We start from the raw sequence: 20,121 nt of genomic DNA, 5'->3' as shown, positions 1-20,121 counted from the left end.
ATCAGTGCGCGCGATATCGACAATCAACCTTGTAAGCGGCAAGGTCACGGTTGCGCTCCCATGACCTTGGCCGGTATCCGGTCCGCGCTCGCCTCGCCGCAAAGATGGGCATGCAGCGCGACCACGCATTGATCCGCGCTCCTGTTATTACGCTTTCCCGGGACGATGGTGAGATCGGCAAGTTGATAGAACGGTTCGCGATCGCGGATCAATTGCGTGATCTTGTCCTCCCGGTCCTCGGTCTGCAACAGCGGGCGGGTCGTGTCACGAGCAAGGCGCTTCCTGATCTCACCCGCGTCGGTATTGAGCCAGATCGAGACCCCTTTCTCGGCGACGCGGCGCCGCGTCTCCTCACGCATGAACGCGCCGCCACCAGTGGCGAGCACCGTGGGTCCCCGCTCGAGACACTCCGCGATCAAACTCGCCTCGAGGTCTCTGAAGTACTGCTCCCCTTTGGTCGAAAAAATGTCCGTGATCGACATGCGAGTCATCGCCTCAATCTTTTTGTCGGAGTCGATGAAAGGCAGCCCTAGTCGTCGCGCAAGATGTGGGCCAATAGTGGATTTGCCGGAGCTGGGCATGCCGACGAGCACGATCGGCCGGCCGTCGAGGGCCGCGACAACCTCCTTTGCGGTCGGTGATCGCTCGAACGTCCCTGTTTGTCGGCTAGATCGCAGCGCAAAGCCAGCGCCGACGCCAGCTGTACGCGCCTCTTCGATTGAAAAGTGGGGAATGTTTTTGACACCATCGGGTATCGCAACTTCTCTGCGGACCTCGCGCACGCGCTGCGTGAGCTGCTCTATCTTACGGTCATCCGGTGCATCGCTTCTGCGCAGTCGCTGGAGCTCCTTATAAGTATCGTGATTGGCAATTTTGGCTTTGTAGCTGGCCGGCGTATGAAACTCCGCCTCGAAGTGGTAACCATCCGGCGTGGCGAGCACAGTCTTGATGCCGACAAAGGTCGGAGCGTTCATCCTGAACCAGTTTGCTGTGCTGATTTCGGTGTAGCCTTGCTTCTCAAACGACAGAATGGCTTTCCGGAAGGCCTTTGCAAAATCCTTATCGGACACTTCGAAGACATGGCGCACGGCGTTGCTGATCAGCTGTGAGGCGCCTTCGGGGACATCATTCACAACCATAAGCTGGTCTCTGAGGGAGCTTTCTGTCTTCAATCGACGGCCGAGATGGGGCATCTTCACATCGATGCCCGTTTGTCGGAGATCCTCGGCAACCTGAAGCGCCGCTGCAGTGATCGCTTTCTCTTCGACTGCGGCGCGCGCCACCTCGGTTTGGGCGCGCTCCGAGGCCAGTTCGCGAGTTAGCGTCAATTTGACGGCAGTATCCTCGGCAGGCTGCCGGTCAAAGGGGCGAGGCAGAATCCCTTTCTCCGCAGCAAGATTGATCGAGGCCTCCATGATTGAAGCCGCCAATGTGGGATTGTCCTTCAGATCCTCCAAAGTCGTGTCGACATTGAACATCCCGTGATTAAGGGTCGCCGCCATACTCTTGACATAGGGCACCGACTTCAGGCCCGGCGCCTGCTGCAGGAGGCTCTGGAGCCGTTGGCTTTTCTTCATAAACAGCTGGACGCTGGTGTCGGATTTAAAGGCGTCCGTTCCGACCTTGATGCCGAGGCTCAAGAGGTTGCCTGCGCTTTGCACGAGGTCATCGGCAATGTACCCATCCGGCCGTGGACTGATGCGCGGAGGACAATTGTCGAGCAGGGCCTGGATACGCTCGCGCGGGTGAGTGGCAGCCGGATAGGTCTCCGCCAGGTTTGGGAAAAGCTCTGTAAGCGCCGGGCTCACCGTCAGCTTGGTATCGCGCGCGCTTTCGACCGTTTCGGGCAGCACCTGCTCATCCATGCTTGCTGCCCATGCCTCAAGCTCGGTGACGAGGAACTCGGCAATTTCGTGGGCGACTGCATGATCTGCAAGCTTGATCTCGGGCCTCGCTCTATCGAGCATGTGCTCGACATCCTGGGCGCTCACCTGCTCCTGGGTCAGCAATTGACGGATGTCGCGATGAAGTTCGTGATGAAACCCCTCGAAAGTTCCAAACACTGCGCGCTCGGCAAACCAACGCCGTGCTTGATGGGATTGCGCCAGAAAACTCCGCTGCAGGCCGCTATAAGTCTCCAAAGTATCCCGCGTCGCCGCGAGGATCTGGCTGGCACGACTGAATTTGTAATCATTGCCCTCGATTGCCGGCGTATGCGACTTTGGTGGCTTGAGCGAGCGAACCCCGCGGGCTTGCTCCTTGTCATCGAACAGGCGAACATGCTCATAAAACTGCGGCCGGTCACCGACGATCACAATCGTATCTCCGTCGAAATCGCCGTCGAGCTTTATCTGCTCACCGGTCGGGACGGCGACCAACGAACCCGGAGCAAACACCTCGGTCGCCTGCAGGATGCCGACGCAGTCGACCAGCGTGTCCGCCTTGACGCGGTCCTTGCCCTCGGTCCAGCTCGAATGGCACTTGACGTCCTCAGCCGACATCACCAGGCCACGATCGGCGTAGTCGGCCGGCCACAGCTCGTCCGGCACCACGATCAGAATGCCTTTGGCAAAGAAGCTCGGATCGTCGGCCGCCAGTTGCTCCCGCGACTTCTCAGCGACGCTGAAACTGTATTGCATGGCCACGCATCTATCGAGGAATGCCGCAGTCGGGTCCCCATCAGCGGCTGACTTGACGCGTTCGTGGGCAAGCGGGCGCAGGTTGGGATTGTCATAGGGAGACCGCCCGATCAGCACGCCCCCCGTTCCCGTCAACGTCTCGCTCTTGCGCTGTGACACATGGAGATAATCGTCACTGGACGGGACGGCAACCGCGCCGGAACCGTCGATGTGGCCTGCTGTCACCATACGAAACAGATGCTCGCCTATCAGGCTTTCTCCTCCTCTGCTCTCCAGCCAAGCCTTGGCTTTCTCGCGCGCCTCGCCTGCCACTCGCTCACTACGCGGATAATGTTGCAGCGCCGAGGCCGGTACGAACGATCTGCTTGCTTCGCCATAGGCCGGCATCCGATCGGGACCTTCCTTCGGGCCGGCACGGCGAACGGCGAGCATACGCTCGGCGAGTGAGGCCTTGATGAAGCCACAGCCGTCATGCGGTCGCAGAGCAATCGGGCCTTCCGGTCCGGTCAGTCTGAAGGGATGCGCCACGTTGGCCGGGCGGTCTGGCGCCAGCAACAGCTTGAAAGCGCCCTCGAGCGCGTAGTCGTGAGGGCCGAGATCCTTGATTGCGGGGGGCGCCGCAAATCCCCTACGCTGAGTGTACCAATAAGCCTCTTTGAAGGGCGCCCAGGCGCGCATCAGCTTCTCGAAAGACGTGCCCGGAGCTGTTTCGGCATAGGGAATGGCGAGCAGCTTTCCTCCCGAAGGTGCTATTGCCGGCTTGGCTGGAGCACGGGCGGCGATTTCGAGCACGGTCGGTTTTGGTGCCTTCAACTTGCTGCCGCCGAACAGGTCCATGCGGTAGGGCACCCCCTTATACGTGAACGTGCGCGCCAGCATGAGGGCGCTCGGCTTTGCTGGCAGCTGGACGGCGACCACCTCGATCGCCCCTGAGGTCAGCCGATGAAAGATCGAGTATCGTGTCTCGGGATCCGTGGCCAGCGGCCGTCCCTGCATGTCCACCACCGGCAACCGCATCAGACCAGCCTTGCCCTGTGGGGGCCTCGGCTCGTGATCCATGGCTCGCAATACCTCGTGAACATCGAATATGGACGCAGGATATTTGTCTTGGATCGTTGCGGCGTTCTGCTCGACGAATGCGTCCAGCGCATCGACCGGGCTCTCTGCCTCGATTTGCGCGATCAGGTTCCAGCTCATGTTGGAAAGATCGCCCTGGATGAGGTCGCGCGTCCTGGCCAGGGTCTCTTTGGTACCGTGCCGGAGCTCTTGCTGCCTCTTGCGCAAATCGGCCTTCTTGCCCTCGATATCCGGTCGCTTGAACATGTTCGCCAGGACCGCACGAGCTTTCATCATCTGATAGATCGAGAGCGCAGGACCGCGACTGGCGAGCGGCCCACGGGTTCGCTCTGCCGCGCTTGCATTGAAGTGCGCCGCAATCTTTTGCTCCACGACCGGCTGGAGATCGTTCAGCAAGTGGAGAGCCACTCTGCGGTGCCAGCGCAGGTGCGCGCTGCGCGCCAGCGGCACCAGCGCGGCACAGAGATTGCCCATGGTTTCGAGATTATTCTCAGCGGCAAAACCAGGGGCACGATGCAGTTCGTTGAGCCGATCCAACCCGGTCGGGGCGAGTGAGCCCAGATCCTCGAACAGCCGAGCCTTCGACAAGGCCTTGAAAACGCTGGCTATGGTCCGAACATCGCTCTGCTCCAGCCGATCATTGTCATAGTGAAGGTGATGGGCCAACTGATGCAAACGATCCTTCAGCAGAGCGGTCTCTGTGATCTCGCCCGCCTCCTCTCCTCTCACGATACTTCGCCCCAGGGCATTGGCGATCATGCCGAACTGAGGCGTCGTGAAGGTACCGAAGCGTTGGCCTGCCCGGCCTAGTCCGCGTGCGACATCCACCAGCGCCCGGTGACACGCTGCGTCGTCGGGCCACTTGCTGAAGCCATTTATCAGATGTGCCATCTGCTGCGGCGTGAAATCGGAGAGCGGGCGGCGACCGACCTCACCCGCGATTACGGCCGCGGCTTGGCAAGTGCCCGGGTCTTCCGACCACTTGCTGAATCCGTTCACCAGATTCGCCAGCGCCTGCTGAGTAAAATGGGAGAGTTGATCGCCACGGCGGCGGACCTCACGAGCGATCGCGATCGTCGCTTGGCCCGCAGATGCTTCCTCGGGCCATTTGCTGAAACCGTTCGCCAGGTTCGCCAGCGCCTGCGGGTCAAAACGCAAGAGCTGGGACGGCACCTGACCTGCGATTGCGACGGCAGCCTCGCGACAGTCCACCGCGTCCGGCCATTTGCTAAAGCCGTTCACAAGCTTTGCCAGCTCCTGCGGGTCAAAACGCAAGAGCTGGGACGGCACCCCACCGGCGATTGCGACGGCAGCCTCGCGACAGCCCGTCGCGTCCGGCCATTTGCTGAAACCGTTCACCAGTTGAACCAGCTGCTGCGGGGCAAAACGCAAGAGCTGAGATGGCACCCGACCTGCGATTGCGACGGCAGCCTCGCGACAGCCCACCGCGTCCGGCCATTTGCTGAAACCGTTCACCAGGTTCGCCAGGTGCTGCGGGACAAAACGCAAGAGCTTGGCCGGCACCTGACCTGCGATTGCAACGGCAGCCTCGCGACAGCCCACCACGTCCGGCCATTTGCTGAAACCGTTCACCAGATTCGCCAGCGCCTGCGGGTCAAAACGCAAGAGCTGGGACGACACCTGACCTGCGATTGCGACGGCAGCCTCGCGACACTCCACCGCGTCCGGCCATTTGCTGAAACCGTTCACCAGGTTCGCCTGCGCCTGCGGGTCAAAACGCAAGAGCTGGGACGGCACCTGACCTGCGATTGCGACGGCAGCCTCGCGACAGCCCGCCGCGTCCGGCCATTTGCTGAAACCGTTCACCAGGTCCATCAGCTCCTGCGGGGCAAAACGCAGGAGCTTTGACGGCACCTGACCTGCGATTGCGACGGCAGCCTTGCGACAGCCCGCGGCGTCCGGCCATTTGCTGAAGCCGTTCACCAGGTTCGCCAGCGCCTGCGGATCAAAACGCAAGAGCTGGGACGGCACCTGACCTGCGATTGCGACGGTAGCCTCACGACAGCCCGCCGCGTCCGGCCATTTGCTGAAACCGTTCACCAGGTTCGCAAGGTGCTGCAGGTCAAAACGCAAGAGCTTGGCCGGCACCTGACCGGCGATTGCGACGGCAGCCTCGCGACACTCCACCGCGTCCGGCCATTTGCTGAAACCGTTCACCAGATTCGCCAGGTGCTGCGGCTCAAAACGCAAGAGCTTAGACGGCACCTCACCGGCGATTGCGACGGCGGCCTCGCGACAGCTCGCCGCGTCCGGCCATTTGCTAAAACCGTTCACTAGGTTCGCCAGTTCCTGCGGGGCAAAACGAAAGAGCATTGACGGCACCTCACCGGCGATTGCGACGGCCGCCTCGCGACAGCCCGCCGCGTCCGGCCATTTGCTGAAACCGTTCACCAGGTTCGCCAGCCCCTGCGGAGCAAAACGCGAGAGCTGGGACGGCACCTCACCGGCGATTGCGGCGGCAGCCTCACGACAGTCCGCCGCGTTCGGCCATTTGCTGAAACCGTTCACCAGGTTGGCCAGCGCCTGCGGGTCAAAACGCGAGAGCTGGGACGGCACCTCACCGGCGATTGCGACGGCAGCCTCGCGACAGCTCGCCGCCGAGGAATGTCGGCCGAACGATAACGCAAACAAAGAGAGTGCGATGGGATCGATTTGCTTCATAAGCGTCTTGTCGAGGCGCGACAACCGAACCGCTAAGGCCTGGCAAGCTCTCATGCCGGCCTCACCTCCAGCTTCCCGGCTCAGCTCATTGCATGTCGTGGCGTATCCCCACGAGGACCGGATATTTTCCTCCAACAGCGGCACAAATCGAGCATCGAAGCGGGCAGCTGCGGTTTGCAGAAAGTCTGAACGATCCTGCCTTCCCAGCTGCTTGCTGTAACGTACAACTGCGCGTGAGAAAACGCCGATGTCGCGAGCGCTGGCGATTTCCCTTAAGGCGGCATTTAGTTCATCCGAACGTCTAGAACGCCTTTCCGGTGTTCCAACTTGGACAGTCTGCAGGGCAGCATTGTCGACATGCGACCTTCCGGTTCGGCCGCTTCGGTCAGAGATGGATTGGCCATGCGGCGCTAGCCTGCCTGTTTGCGGGCGGTCAGTGGTCCGATCGGCGCGTTGCCGGTCACCATCCGAAGCCGATGGAGTAATTTCCAGATTGGCTGCGCCACGATCAGGTCCATGGGCTCGCTCCGAGCTCCCAGGCTGCAATGGTTGCGCAGGCGCATCGCCGACGTACCACCTTCCTGGTCTACCACTTCCCTCAGACACGGACTGCGTATCCAGTGGGCGTCTGCTCGCGTGCGAGCTTTCAGCCTCTCGAGCGTCGCGCCATAGCTCCTCGCCACTTTGACGCGAGAAGCCTGCATCTCGCCTTGGTCTCCCACTGTGCGTTCTATAAGGTCTTTGCAGGCCCGGGGTTTGGACATTCTGGATAGGCGCATCGTGGACGCGCCCCCCTTCTGGTCCATCCGCTTCGTGCGACGGGAGAGGGCGCCCTAGCGGGCTTTCCGTCTCTGGATCATCGCGCGGCAGTTCCCCATCCGTTCGCGACGAGCCGGATTCCGGCAAGGAGCGCAAACGACGACGACTTCCACCGATTGCGGCCTGCAACGCGACCCCGAGGAGCCGATGTGCACCGGAGGAGGGAGCAGCAAATCGGCCTGCACCGCTGTCGCGCTGCATGCTGCGAGAATCCGAAGGACCTGAATCCTGAAGCTCGGACCGCATCCGATCCATAATGGAACCGAACGATGGCCCCTCTTCACCAGGAGCACAAGCCGGTTTGGCGCTAGAACCGTCAGCGCCTCGACCTTCAGCGGCATCAAATTCCGAAATGGGCGACTTGTCGCCCTCGTCAATGCGTCTCATTATCTTTATCCAATGTACCTGGATGCCCTGCCCTGACGAGTGCGACACTCACTTGTCGGCTCGACCGCTATCCTCGTGGTCTGATGAGCCACCGAATGACTTCGTCGAATCAGCGACTGCCAAACACGCGAAGCTCTTTGAATTGCATGCTCCCGTTTAGGCACAAGAGACTTCGAGCTCGCGGTGAACGCAAGCGGAGCCAAGTACGTCCCCTTCTTCGCTGCCCATGTGCTGACCGATCGCCGTGATTCCTTCGCCCTTCGATTGCCCATCGGCAACGCGACAGGCGTATTGAAGACTGCAAATGATGTGCCCATTCCGATCACCTAGAGGCTGGCTCGCGATCAGTATCGTGTATGGTGCAGTCGAGCGACGGACAGCAAGCGCAACTCCGATTAGGGCCCGCAAACCGAAAGTAGAACATAGTACAAAAGAAAATGGTTGCTTCATTCGTCAGTGCTTTCGCGGGCATGTCTGCGCGAACTGTACAACTTGACGCAGGGTCCGATTCAAGCCCTGCGCTCTATGTCGCGTGAGTGGTACTCCTGAACTTTCGTCGCTCTTCCGTCATAGGCTTTGCGGCGACGCTCACCCGAGCCAAGCTCGACTCTGTTGGATGGTCAACGGCGCTCGCAATTCGAGAAATCGACGAAAGGCCAATACCTCGGTCAAAATCAGCTATGAGCCCATCGCGATCGAAAGTTTGCGTTTGTTGACTGCCCCACCTAACGCATCCTCCATGCGTTTGCTTATGAACAGCTGACGAACTCAAGCAGGATCCAGGGAACCCACGGCGAATGCGTGATTCTCCGGTCTTAGCGCGAGTGGTCGCCGGCTTAGGCAGATGTTGTGGGAGAGCGTTGATGACTGCCGGATGATGACTCCACAGAGCAAGTTCAGGAGCACTATCGTCGTTTGCAGGATCACAGGTCGAAAGGTTTGAAAAACGAGACGCTTGCGAGATCTGATTGGCCGCGACGGACAATGCGACAACCAGCATCGTCGAAATTCTCTGTGCGGGCGCTGATCGCGTCAATGAGACAATGACCGGTTGCTATATGAGTCTATTGCGACCATTCCTTTAATCATAGATTATCGAGTTGCGCGTACTGAAAAGAATTATCGATCACGTAGGTCATTCTGCATTGGGGCATATCGACGCTGGCGCGCTCGGACATGATGACGCGATCCGCGTCCGGATCGCACTATGCGTATTTCCCCCGAAAGCTTGTTCCTGCTTTTCGTTTGCGGTAAGCACATAAGCCGCTGATCGAAAGATCAAATGCAATGGCAACGGATGTGATTTTTCGCTAGCGGTTGGTCCTTAGTGCTACTTCGAAATCCGAGATCTCGTCTTTTACAATGGCCGGCGTCCCCACCCGAGCCTTGACGGGGCCACCCCGGATCAAGCTTACTTCAGCTCGCTGCCGTTCCGCGGCAGCTTAACTAGGCAGAAGCTCCACTTATCGACGCGGAATTGCTGTTCAGACAACCGAGGCCAGCTCTGACCCCGTACCGGATCGAAGATGGTAGCTGCCGCAGATCAGTCGGTATTCGGCGTCGTCGCCATGGTGAAGGTGCCATCGAACGTCAGATTGCCGTTGGCGTTGTAGGTCGGCGTGACCGATCCAAACGCGCTGACTTCCGTGCCATTGCTTAACGAGCCACGCGTGGAGGTCCGACACGCTCGCCTGCCAATTCTGCAAGTTTTTCGTGCCGCCTTCTTGCATCATCTCCTGCGTTTCCGAGTCCTTGGCGATCCGATCGATCACTCTAACCGCCAGCTGCACGAGGTCTCTAGTGTTCTGTCCCGCAAATTCGCTGACAAAGTCGCGCGAGTTTCTGGAGAATGGAGTCGGCAGTTGCGGTCCAGACGAAGGGGCGAGCATCTGCATTGTGGGTGCGGATAAAGCGGTCGATTTTTTTTGACGAGGTCGGCGGTGGAATCGAACGATCCCCGCCGGATCGCACGTTGGGTGATGAGCGCGAAGAAGCGTTCGACCTGGTTGAGCCAGGAGGCGTAGGTTGGCGTGAAGTGAATGTGCCCACGCGGGCGTCGGGCGAGCCAGGTCCTAACCTTGGGATGCTTGTGGGTGGCGTAGTTATCGACGACGAGATGGATGTCCAGTTAGGGCGGCACTTAGCTTCGCTGTGGCGCAGGAAGGCGAGGAACTCCTGTTGACGATGGAGCAGTGATTCTCTCCAGGAAGCGCTTTACTCAGCCGATTTCGAGAAGCGAGTCTCACCTCAGAAAAATTCTCGATGACACGTTTTGTTGCTCACTTGATGGGTTCACTTAAACCTGATTCCAACTGTTTCCCTCGGGCCGTGGCAACAAACTGTCGAGAGGCAGTTTCGGGTGATCGTTGACGGACCCGGTGAGAACATCGATGGCACGGCTGCTGAAATATCGGCCGAGTTCTTACCTAGGCACACGCGGACGCCGCCGAGCACCGGCACATTGCCCGGCATCGTTGGCGTTTCACCACCCCCGACTAACTCGGCGTGCCTTTTAGACTGCCGCCATAAGCCGCAACCTCCGCCCAACAATCGGCGGTCTCATAAATCCGCACACTCGCGCAATTGGAAATGCGATCAAAGAACCAACGGGCGATGATCTCGGCGGTTGGGTTCTCCAATCCATCGACATCGTTGAGCAGTCGGTGATCGACGCGCTTCAACAGCGGCTCCAGTTCGGCATCCATCTCAGCGAAGTCCCTCACGAAGCCCCTCGCGTCCACCCCTCCGCGCATCACCACTTCCATACGATAGTTGTGGCCGTGTAGGTTCTTGCATTTATGGCCATCGGGGAGATGGGGAAGGCGATGAGCTGATTCAAAACTATAGGTGCGGCCAATCAGCGTGATCACTGCATCATCGTCGTTCATTCCGTAACTCCCTCGCGCCGACAATTTGCTCCGCAGGCAAGGGCCTACTAACCCTCGCCGGCCCTTCTTTATCAGATTGACGGAGCAATGCCAGGCCGAGCAAGGCGGAGAGAGCAGAGCCGAGGCCCGGGAGTATCAGCGTGACAGCATAACCAAACCTCGCCACGGCAAACCCACTCGCTGCGAAGCCCACCAACGCTGACGCCGACATTACCGAAGTCAGAAACGTGACATCTGTCCCTGCCTTGTCCGGCCGGGCGAGCCCGAGAAACCAGTTCGTGAATGTAACATGCTGAACAGCGAGTGCCGCGAAAACGATGCCGACGCCCACGACGGCGCTTACGCGAACGCTGACGTAGCGATCAACCATCGCAAGTGCGCCGAAACTTATCGCCATGACTGCGCAGCCCCCGATCAAGCCTCGCTGCGGTGCCATTTGGCCGATGATGGCGCTGGTCAGCGGCGCTACCACCGTATACGTCAATACGTTCGAAAGCGCTCCGATCCATCCAATGTCGGCTGCGGCGAAGCCGAGGTCAACGAGCCGTAACTGAACCGTCGCGAACGCCACAGCGATCCCGATAACTGCCGGCACGATCAATGCGGGAGTCGTCCACAGACCATGGTAGCGAAAGATCGCGGAGATCGAGAGGCGCTGCGTCGAGCTCCATCGGTCGCTGCGTTGGAGCGGTTCAGAAATAGCGAACACCCAACCAGCGAAAACGGCTAGCAGTATCGCCAAACCCAACAAAGCTGGACGCCAACCGACCATCTCGATCAATTGGAGGCAGACGGCGCCGCCGATGACATGGCCGATGGCCCGCCCCCAACCCAGCAGCGCTGCGCCGAGCGGCCGTTCGCTGGAAGTGAGAGCTTCGGCTATATAGCCCAAAGATGCGATCCGCTGCGTGGCAGCAATGGTCGCAAGTACCAGGGAAACAAGGAAAAGCGAGACAAAATCGGTTTTTGGATTCAAGAACGCCATCGCTGCCAGCACAATGGTACTGGCGACTTGGGTCAGCAAGATCCACGAACGTCTCAGCCCGAGACGATTGAGGCTCCATCGATCCACCACCGGGGCCCAAAGGAAGTTAACGGTGAATGCAAAGAAAGCGGTGCCATATAGGCCGACCAGTTCCAAGCTGGCACCGTTGCCCCGAAGGATCACGGGATGGCCGAATAGATGAACGCGATCGCCAGATACTGCTGACTAGCCAACGCAACCATCCCAATGAGTGGCACGTAACGATTTCCCATCTGCCTATTCCTCCCGAAATCGATTCCGCACGTGCCCTAAGAGAACGGTTTGAACTGATAGCGGCTAGCCGTTATCAGTTCGGATCAGGCCATACTCGATGAATGCAGACCGCACCTGCCCTTCATCTTGTTGAGCCCAATTGCCTTCCCAGTAGACGGCACTGTCGACGTCACATTGACAAGCAAGGCTCCCTGACGGACGCCAGTCGCAGCCATCGCCGACCCAGCGCGTCTCCAGTTCCTCAGGGAGGTCGACAGCGTCATCGCTGGTTAGAAATCCACGGTCCGAGGAGAAGGTGCACTTGCCCGTGGCGTTGTCCTCTCCAAGGGTCGCGCTTGTCGGCAGCAACGCCAGCGCGGCGGCGACGGCTGTGTCTGCCCACATCATCACGTCTTCACCACGCGTTCGTGCAATCGGGTAATGGCGTCGATCGCCGACAGGATCGCTCCTTCCTGCCATGGCAGCTGCGAGGCGTGCTCGCCTGCCAGCGCGATGCGGCCGTCGATCTGGCACAGATTGCGGTAGTGCTGGGCGCGGGCGGCCTCGGTCCACTGGCCGACGCAGCCGAGCGTGAACGGCACGCGATGCCAGGCCACCGCGACGCCGTGCTCGAATTCGCTTCGGTATTGCGGATGGATCGCGGCGCCGAACTCGACCGCGCTGGCGACCCGCTCGGCCGGCGTCATCGCGGTGAACTCGAACGAATTGGCGCCGCCATACATGTAGGCACCGAGCAGGAGGCCGCGGCCGCCGCGGTTGAAGCCGTAGTTCGGATAGGCGATCTGCTGGATCGGCAGGTCGGTGTAGCTGATACCGCCGTAGATCGCCTCATCCTCCTCCCAGAACCGCCGCTTGAACTGCAGCCCGACTTTCACCGAGGCGGCATAGGGCAAGGAATCGATCGCATTCTTCATCGGCGCGCCGACGTCGACCGGCAGCTGGCTCAGGATCGGCAGCGGGATGGTGCAGATGCACCAGTCGGCGGTCGCCTGCTGCACCGCCGATGGACTGGCGGTGTCGACATAGCTCACGGTGACGCCCGAGCCGTTCTGCTGGATCTGCGTCACCTTGGAATTGTAGCGGATGAGATCGCCGACCTCGCGCGCGAACGCCTTGCCGATCATGTCCATGCCGCCGATCGGCTGGAACATCGTCATCTGGAAATCGTAGCGTGCAAAACTTTGCAGATAGCGCCACATCCGCGACCGCAAGAGCTCCTGGAGCGGGATCGGGTCGCTCGGCAGCGGATCGCCCATCAAGCCGCCGCCGGGATCGCGCGCATAACCGCGGAACTCGGCGGAGCCGAGGTTGGCATTGTACTTGTAGTCGCGATCCAGCGCACCCCAGTCGCGCAGCGCCTGGAGCAGGATCTCCTGATCTTCCTTGGTGACGAACTCGTCGAGCCTGCCCTGCTGGCTGATCTTCGCCAGCAGCTCCGCCACCCCGCCCTGGAAATCGGCCTTGATGCTGCGAAAGCGTTGCGGCTTGCCGCCGAATGCACGCGTCGCGTGCAGATAGGCGTTGTGGTTGAGCTGGATGAAGGGTTCCAGCGTCACGTTGAGGCGGCGGCAGTAGTCGAGCAGCGCGCGGTGATGATAGGGAATCCGCCACGGGCCGGGATTGAGATAGAGCCCCTGCTCGAACTGGCAGGTCTGCTTGAAGCCGCCGAGCTCGGTAAAGCTGTCGCCGCCGCGGATCGACCAGTTGCGGCCGCCTGAACGGCTGTTGAATTCGAGGATCTGGACCTTGTAGCCGGCCTTGCGCAGCTCCAGCGCCGCCGTCATGCCGGCAAGTCCCGCGCCGAGGATCAGCACCGAAGCGCCCTTCACGTCGCCCGCGAGCTTGAGCGGCCCCTTATAGGCGGACTCGGATGCGAAGCCGAGGCTCGTCATCGCGTGATACATCGCCGAACTGCCGGCGATGGTCCCGATCAGCGCCAGCAAATCCCGCCGCCTGATCACAGATTCGTTCTGCACCTGCGATCATCCCTCGGCTCGTTCCGACGAAGACGAACGGCTCGTGCGATCGGTTTCAAGAAGCGCGCACATTGCAGTGCAGACTGGTCGCACTGCCGCGGTGCGCCTGCGAGACCGTCTTCGATCATGTCATTTTCGATCATGTCATTCCCACATTGGTCCTGTACCGCGTCGTTCCTGGTCGATAAACCAAACATAGCTATCTAACCGGCATTCTGAGGTCGCTAGCCCGATCCGCGGTCGCTTCAGGGGCAGGAGCTGGTCAGTACACTTGAGTTGATGAACCAACGACCGGTCACCTCTGGCGGCTATTAGCGAGCGGTCGATTAGGGCTCGATGCATCGAAGACGCAGATGTTTCATTCCTGGAGGCGTCGCTTGCCGTCCGATGGAAAGCGACGCAGTTGATCACGCGACAGGAAGAACTTGGGCGGCTTCTTAAGCACTCGACTGACCCTGTTGTGCACCAGCAAGAGCGATGCCAACATTTCATGACATCGAAAGGCGGAGAAGCGGACTACCCAGATGTGAAGTAGGCCGGACGATGACTAATATCGTCATAGGGTGTTGCCGATATTCCATGGTGACTTTCGAACTCAATATCGGAGGCTGTTCTAGCCGCACGACCAAGCCGCTTTGCCGGCTATTACCGACGCAGCGAACCAGTGGAACTCAGGAACTCCGTGCGCTTGGCCATAGAGCGGCAAAACTATTCACGCTTCTGAACGCTTGCGATCGGCTATTTCGTATCGCTTGTGTGCCGGTGGTATTGAACCCGACATTGTTCGATGTCAGACCCTCGAAGCGGATGACGCTGAAAAGTGCGGTGATTGGATTGATCTTGTCATCATGTGCAACGATAGTCGCCTCAGCCGACCGCGAACCGTCTCAGTTGCTCCTCTCGATCGAACAGCTGAGGATTGCAGCATTAGCATGCCCGCCTTCCTGGTCAGCCCACAGCTTGGGTCGCGCCGGCGACACTAGTCACGCAGCTTGTGTGATCGAAGCCGCTTGTGGTCGGCATTTTTCTTGATGACAACCGTCACGATCCAACTATCTACCTTGCTGTGCTTCAGAACGCGTATCCGCCCGATGTCGGTTTGCACCAGTGTCCCTGCAGGCGCGAGGTACCAGATATGACGTCTGCTATCAACGATAGCGGAACAGCTCCACAAAACTGTCAAGTGTGAGACTAGGGGGATCAATCATGCAGGAAATCCCCATGCTGCATCACAACGAGCGGGAACTCCCCGACCGAGATGCGTTCGCGCATCGAGTCGCGCTTAAGCTTGGAGGCTTCCGGAGCCGAAGTTTATCCGATCGTATGAGCTCACCCCGGCTTGAGCGGCTTTTCGAGTCCTTGCCAGCGATAGATCGCAAATGACAGCACCCAACTGACCAGGAAGATGCCAACTACGAGATAGCCGAAATTGGCCAAGCTGGCGTTGAGATCGTCCACCGCGCTCCAGAAGGTGCCTTCAAGGGCCAATTTATTGGCGAGCAGGCCAAGTGTTTCGATGCCGCCGATCAGCAACGCCACGACGACTGAGATTGCCGTAATGGTCAGATTGTACCAGATCTTGCGGATCGGATTGAGGAAAGCCCAGCCATACGCCCCGACCATCAAGACGCTGTCGGTCGTATCGAGAAGCATCATGCCGGCGGCGAAGAGAGCCGGAAATATCATCACCGTGCTGAAGTCCAGCCCTCCCGAAGCTTGACCGGCTGCGACGGTGAAAAGGCTGATTTCCGTCGCGGTATCGAATCCGAGGCCGAACAACAGACCGACCGCGAACATCTGCCAGCTCGCCGTCACCATGCGAAACAGAGGGCGCAAGAGCCGGGACAGCAAGCCACGACCGGACAGAAGCAGATCGAACTCATGCTCTCCAATTCGTTCGCCACGCCGCGCACGCTGAAAGCTCCGCCAGACATCCCGTAGGATCACAAGATTGATGGCAGCAATCGTCAGCAAGAAGAAGGCTGATGCACCGGTGCCGATGATGCTGCCGACCGCCCGGAACTCCTGGAAACCGCTTTGCAGGGCGAGCGCCGCAGCAGCGATCGCGGCGACCGCTACTGCAACCGACAAGGAATGGCCAAAGGCGAAGAAAAGTCCGACCGCGAGAGGGTGCCTGCCATCCTGCATCAGCTTGCGAACGACATTGTCGATGGTCGCAATATGATCTGCATCGACGGCGTGCCGAAGGCCGAGCACATAGGCCAGCAAGGCTGTCGCCAGCAGCGTCGGCCTGTCGGACAGCGCTACGATGGCCCAGGTCCAGGCCAAGCAATTGATAACCAACAAGAAGGCATAGAGCGAGATGATACGACTACGCGAGGCCGCCGATGCGTCGTCTAAGGCAAGCTTTAGATATGTGAACATGATCTTGCTTCGGTAGCGCGTCTAGGCATGAGTTTGATTACGAACGTTTCCTGTTGCATAAGCGCCGCGCACGCCAAAGCTGGTCCGTTCAGACTGAATACGAACCGACGGATACAGCATCGGATGATCATGGCCATTCGCAGCGCGAGGTGGACAATTGCGCTGGTCGCAACGGCAGTGGAGTTGGGTGGCATTTCCTACTTATCAGGGTTGGTGCCCCCTCGCGGTGCAGGTTTCATGCCGCTCTGCTGGGCTAACGTGCTTGACCGCTTCGTGCGGCTTCTATCCTGGCGTCAGCTCGTGTCGCGCGATTGCGCCGCCGCGTTGACGCTGCAATCTGGATCTGCGCCGTGGTGAAGTTTAACGGGCCAACCAGTGCCTCAGGTCACCCCGTCCGACGCATTGCGCATGACCAAAGCTGGCAGCAGGTTTCCTGGCTCCGGTTCGCCGCTCTTACCGCCCCGTCTCAGGATTGCGACTACCGGTTGCATGAAATGGTCATCGCCTCGCCGCTTACAGTTACGTAGGGCAGCTCCGGCATTGTCCTGATAGAACCCAGCCAACGCCCTCAATAGCCTTTCGAACACTACCGATGATAAAGTGAAATGGCCTGAGGGCGCGTCAAGTAGTCGCCGGCGGACAGCGTGAGACGCCGTGGCTGAGGAAAAAGCGGTAACCTAGCCCCTCAGTCTCGGAGTTGCGGACGAGATCGAGGCTCCAGGACACTGCGGCTCTGCCTGCACAGCAGCTCAGAGCGGCGCTGGCCCCACGCAGAAAAAAGGACGCTTGAAAACACTTAGACTGGAAGGCTGACTTCCTCTCTGTCCTTCGTCATGGCGTCGTACACTCTGACCTGGAGCATGGGACGGCGCCTCTTAAGTTCTTGCGCTCCTGCCCAGGCGCCGTCTCTTGTCGCAAACTCGGTTTTCAATTGACCATCGACTTCGAGCACATAACCCGAAGCCGGCAATCGACGAGTGGATGCAACCATCTTAATCCCTTAGCATCGACGAATCCGATCGATGCTCCCACTTAATCCGAGTCGCCCTTGCCAGACCAGTAGCCTGGTGAGCGGCATCCACGACGACGAGGCGACAGGCTTATCGCCGCTCATCGCAGAGGAGCGTACGCGCCATCACGGCGGCGATGACGACTTCCGCTGCTTGCTCTGGCGTCTGCTCCGTCGTCCTGAGATGAATTTCCGGCCTTATCGGCGCTTCGTAGGACGCATCGATGCCTGTGAAATTCTTGATCTCACCGGCTTTCACCTTCGAGTAGAGACCTTTTGGATCCCGCCTTGCGCATTCCTCGATTGGCGTATCGACAAAGACTTCGACGAACTCGTCCTTGCCAATCAGGCTGCGAACCATGTCTCGTTCGGACCTGTAGGGGGAGATGAACGAGCAGATCACGATCAAGCCGCTATCCAGCATCAACTTGGCAACCTGTCCGGCGCGCCTAATGTTCTCCACCCGCTCAGCTTTCGAGAAGCCCAGGTCCGCGTTCAATCCGTTCCGGAGGTCGTCACCATCCAGCAGCATGGCATGCCGCGACATCGCGAGCAGCTTCTGATCAACCAAATTTGCGATTGTCGACTTTCCCGCGCCAGACAGACCGGTGAACCAGACGACGCAAGGCCTCTGATGCTTGAGCGCGGCGCGTTCACTCCTGCCCACCGAAGGCGCCCGCCAGGAAACATTGGTGGCCCGCCGCAGCGGAAACGCAATCATGCCGGCGCCGACCGTACGATTAGTGAAACGATCAATGACGATGAATGATCCGGTTTTCCGGTTGACGTCGTAAGGATCGAATGCGGCGGGCAGTGCGGTCGCAACATTGCAGAACGCGATCTCATTGAGAGAAAGCGTCTCGGCCGCCAGGTGCTCACACGTGTTGACATCGATCCGATACCTGATTGCGGTAACGCTGCCGGCAACCGTCTGCGAGCCAATTCGCAGGATGTAGTTTCGTCCGGGAGCGAGCGGGTCGCTGTCCATCCAGATCAGATAAGCGGCGAATTGGTCGGCGACACTGGGGCGTTCGGTTGGCCGCGACAGAAGATCGCCACGGCCGATATCGATCTGGTCTTCAAGCGTAATGGTAACGGCATCGCCGGCTTCGGCATGGACAAGGTCGCCGTCCTGGGTCACGATCCGCTTGATACGGGTGGTGCGTCCGGATGCGGCGACAACGACATCGTCGCCTGCCGAGATCCTGCCGGAAGCCACCGATCCGGCATAGCCGCGAAAGTCCGGGTCGGGCCGGTTCACCCATTGGACTGGAAAGCGGAATGCCTGGCTTGCGGTGTCGGACTGGATATCGACGCTCTCCAAATGCTCGATCAGGCATGGACCATTATACCACTTGGTATGAGCGGACCGATCAACGACGTTGTCGCCATGGCGGGCGGAGATCGGGATCGGAACAATCGAGCTAAAGCCAAGGCCGGCGGCAAAGGCCAGATAGCTGGCGACGCTCCGATCGAAAGCAACCTTGCTGTATGCGACAAGGTCGATCTTGTTCACTGCCAGCACAACATGGCGAATGCCAAGCAGCGAACAGATAAAGGAGTGGCGGCGGGTCTGAACCAACGCACCCTTGCGGGCGTCGATCAGGATGATTGCGAGCTGCGCATTCGAGGCACCGGTTGCCATGTTGCGGGTGTACTGCTCGTGGCCGGGAGTGTCAGCCACCATGAAAGAGCGCCGCGACGTCGTGAAGAAGCGGTAGGCTACGTCGATCGTGATGCCCTGCTCCCGTTCGGCCTCGAGCCCATCCACGAGCAGCGCGAAGTCGATGTCGGCGCTGCCGTGCCTGATGCTGTCGCGTTTCACTGCCGCAAGCTGGTCTTGGTAGATCATCTTGCTGTCGTGCAGCAACCGGCCGATCAGGGTCGATTTTCCATCGTCAACCGAGCCGCACGTTATGAATCGCAGCTGGTCCCTTGCACGAGGGTGGACAGGTTTCGATATTGCTATGGAAGTCATCAGAAGTAACCTTCCCGCTTCTTCTTCTCCATAGAAGCGGCTTCATCGGTATCAATCAGGCGACCCTGACGCTCCGACACCGATGCAGTCTGCATTTCTGCGACGACGTCTTCGATCGTCGTCGCATCGGATTCAATGGCCCCGCTCAAGGGATAACATCCCAGCGTGCGAAAGCGGATCATGCGCATTTGCGGCGTCTCATCGCAGTTGAGCGGCAATCGCCTGTCGTCGACCATGATCGTCGCGCCGTTTCGGCGCACCGTCGGTCTTTGCTTCGCGAAGTAGAGCGGGACGACCGGGATTTTTTCAAGCATGATATATTCCCATACGTCGAGCTCGGTCCAGTTTGACATCGCAAACACGCGCATGCTTTCGCCCGTCCGTATCCGCGTGTTGAACAGGCTCCAGAGCTCCGGCCGCTGGTTGCGGGGGTCCCATACGTGTCCGGCCGAACGGAAGGACAGTATCCGTTCCTTGGCGCGGCTCTTTTCCTCGTCACGCCTGGCTCCGCCAAGCGCGGCATCAAATCCGTAAAGCTCGAGCGCCTGCTTCAGGGCGTCGGTCTTCATCACCTGGGTATGAAGCGCCGAGCCGGAGTCGATCGGATTGATGCCGCGCGCAATACCCTCCTCATTCACATGGACGATCAGCTCGACGCCGAGCCGCTTGGCCGTCGCGTCCCGGAAGCTGATCATCTCGCGGAACTTCCAGGTCGTGTCGACGTGAAGCAGGGGGAAAGGCAATTTTGCTGGATAGAACGCCTTGATTGCGATGTGCAGCAAAACGCTCGAGTCCTTTCCGATCGAGTAAAGCATGACCGGCCTTTTGAACTCGGCGGCCACCTCACGCATGATTTCGATCGATTCAGCTTCAAGACGGCGCAGATGTTTTGGCAGCATATGTGTTCTTTTCGATGCAGGATCTCGGTTCTGCAGCCCCGGCCCAGAGGAGGAATGTCGGGTGCGAGCTCGCCGCTGCGCGTCGCTATCCAAGCGATCAAATGCCGGTTGCGCAGCTGACTGA

Annotated in this window: 8 protein-coding genes and 1 pseudogene; all 9 read right to left on the bottom strand. The window is 59.5% G+C overall.

From position 1 onward, the window contains the following. Window positions 1-44: 44 nt before the first annotated feature. A complete protein-coding gene (locus CK489_RS13815) occupies window positions 45-6,398 on the bottom strand; it encodes a shikimate kinase (RefSeq protein ID WP_245350368.1) in 6,354 nt (2,117 codons plus the stop codon). Between the two features lie 3,003 nt (window positions 6,399-9,401). Then, window positions 9,402-9,791: pseudogene (locus CK489_RS13810) on the bottom strand (transposase); the annotation flags it as partial. Window positions 9,792-10,099: 308 nt separating this feature from the next. Beyond that, the gene (gene queD / locus CK489_RS13805; protein WP_050404855.1) at window positions 10,100-10,492 is read right to left on the bottom strand and encodes a 6-carboxytetrahydropterin synthase QueD; all 393 of its coding nucleotides are present in this window, start codon (window positions 10,490-10,492) and stop codon (window positions 10,100-10,102) included. Continuing rightward, window positions 10,479-11,660, bottom strand: a complete 1,182-nt coding sequence (locus CK489_RS13800) for an MFS transporter (protein ID WP_095732662.1) — start codon at window positions 11,658-11,660, stop codon at window positions 10,479-10,481. Before CK489_RS13800 ends, queD begins: the two co-directional genes overlap by 14 nt. 153 nt (window positions 11,661-11,813) lie before the next feature. Then, a complete protein-coding gene (locus tag CK489_RS13795; RefSeq protein ID WP_095732661.1) occupies window positions 11,814-12,137 on the bottom strand; it encodes a hypothetical protein in 324 nt (107 codons plus the stop codon). Then, a complete protein-coding gene (locus CK489_RS13790; protein WP_095732660.1) occupies window positions 12,137-13,726 on the bottom strand; it encodes an NAD(P)/FAD-dependent oxidoreductase in 1,590 nt (529 codons plus the stop codon). The genes CK489_RS13795 and CK489_RS13790 overlap by 1 nt, the downstream gene beginning before the upstream one ends. A 1,329-nt stretch (window positions 13,727-15,055) precedes the next feature. Further along, window positions 15,056-16,111, bottom strand: coding sequence for a HoxN/HupN/NixA family nickel/cobalt transporter (locus tag CK489_RS13785; protein ID WP_050626549.1), 1,056 nt, complete (start codon window positions 16,109-16,111; stop codon window positions 15,056-15,058). A 1,100-nt stretch (window positions 16,112-17,211) separates the two neighbouring features. Then, window positions 17,212-19,098, bottom strand: coding sequence for a sulfate adenylyltransferase subunit CysN (gene cysN / locus CK489_RS13775; protein ID WP_095732659.1), 1,887 nt, complete (start codon window positions 19,096-19,098; stop codon window positions 17,212-17,214). Next, the gene (gene cysD / locus CK489_RS13770) at window positions 19,098-20,033 is read right to left on the bottom strand and encodes a sulfate adenylyltransferase subunit CysD (RefSeq protein WP_283807272.1); all 936 of its coding nucleotides are present in this window, start codon (window positions 20,031-20,033) and stop codon (window positions 19,098-19,100) included. Before cysD ends, cysN begins: the two co-directional genes overlap by 1 nt. Window positions 20,034-20,121 lie beyond the last annotated feature (88 nt).

It is taken from the genome of Bradyrhizobium sp. UFLA03-84 (assembly GCF_002289535.1).
GTDB classification, from domain to species: domain Bacteria; phylum Pseudomonadota; class Alphaproteobacteria; order Rhizobiales; family Xanthobacteraceae; genus Bradyrhizobium; species Bradyrhizobium viridifuturi.
This window is presented reverse-complemented; position numbering and strand designations above follow the sequence as displayed.

Excerpts from the sequence above, each read along its gene's own strand:
- queD (WP_050404855.1), bottom strand. The coding sequence starts at position 10,492 with ATGAACGACGATGATGCAGTGATCACGCTGATTGGCCGCACCTATAGT.
- CK489_RS13815 (WP_245350368.1), bottom strand. The coding sequence starts at position 6,398 with ATGAAGCAAATCGATCCCATCGCACTCTCTTTGTTTGCGTTATCGTTC.
- cysN (WP_095732659.1), bottom strand. The coding sequence starts at position 19,098 with ATGACTTCCATAGCAATATCGAAACCTGTCCACCCTCGTGCAAGGGAC.
- CK489_RS13795 (WP_095732661.1), bottom strand. The coding sequence starts at position 12,137 with ATGATGTGGGCAGACACAGCCGTCGCCGCCGCGCTGGCGTTGCTGCCG.
- CK489_RS13785 (WP_050626549.1), bottom strand. The coding sequence starts at position 16,111 with ATGTTCACATATCTAAAGCTTGCCTTAGACGACGCATCGGCGGCCTCG.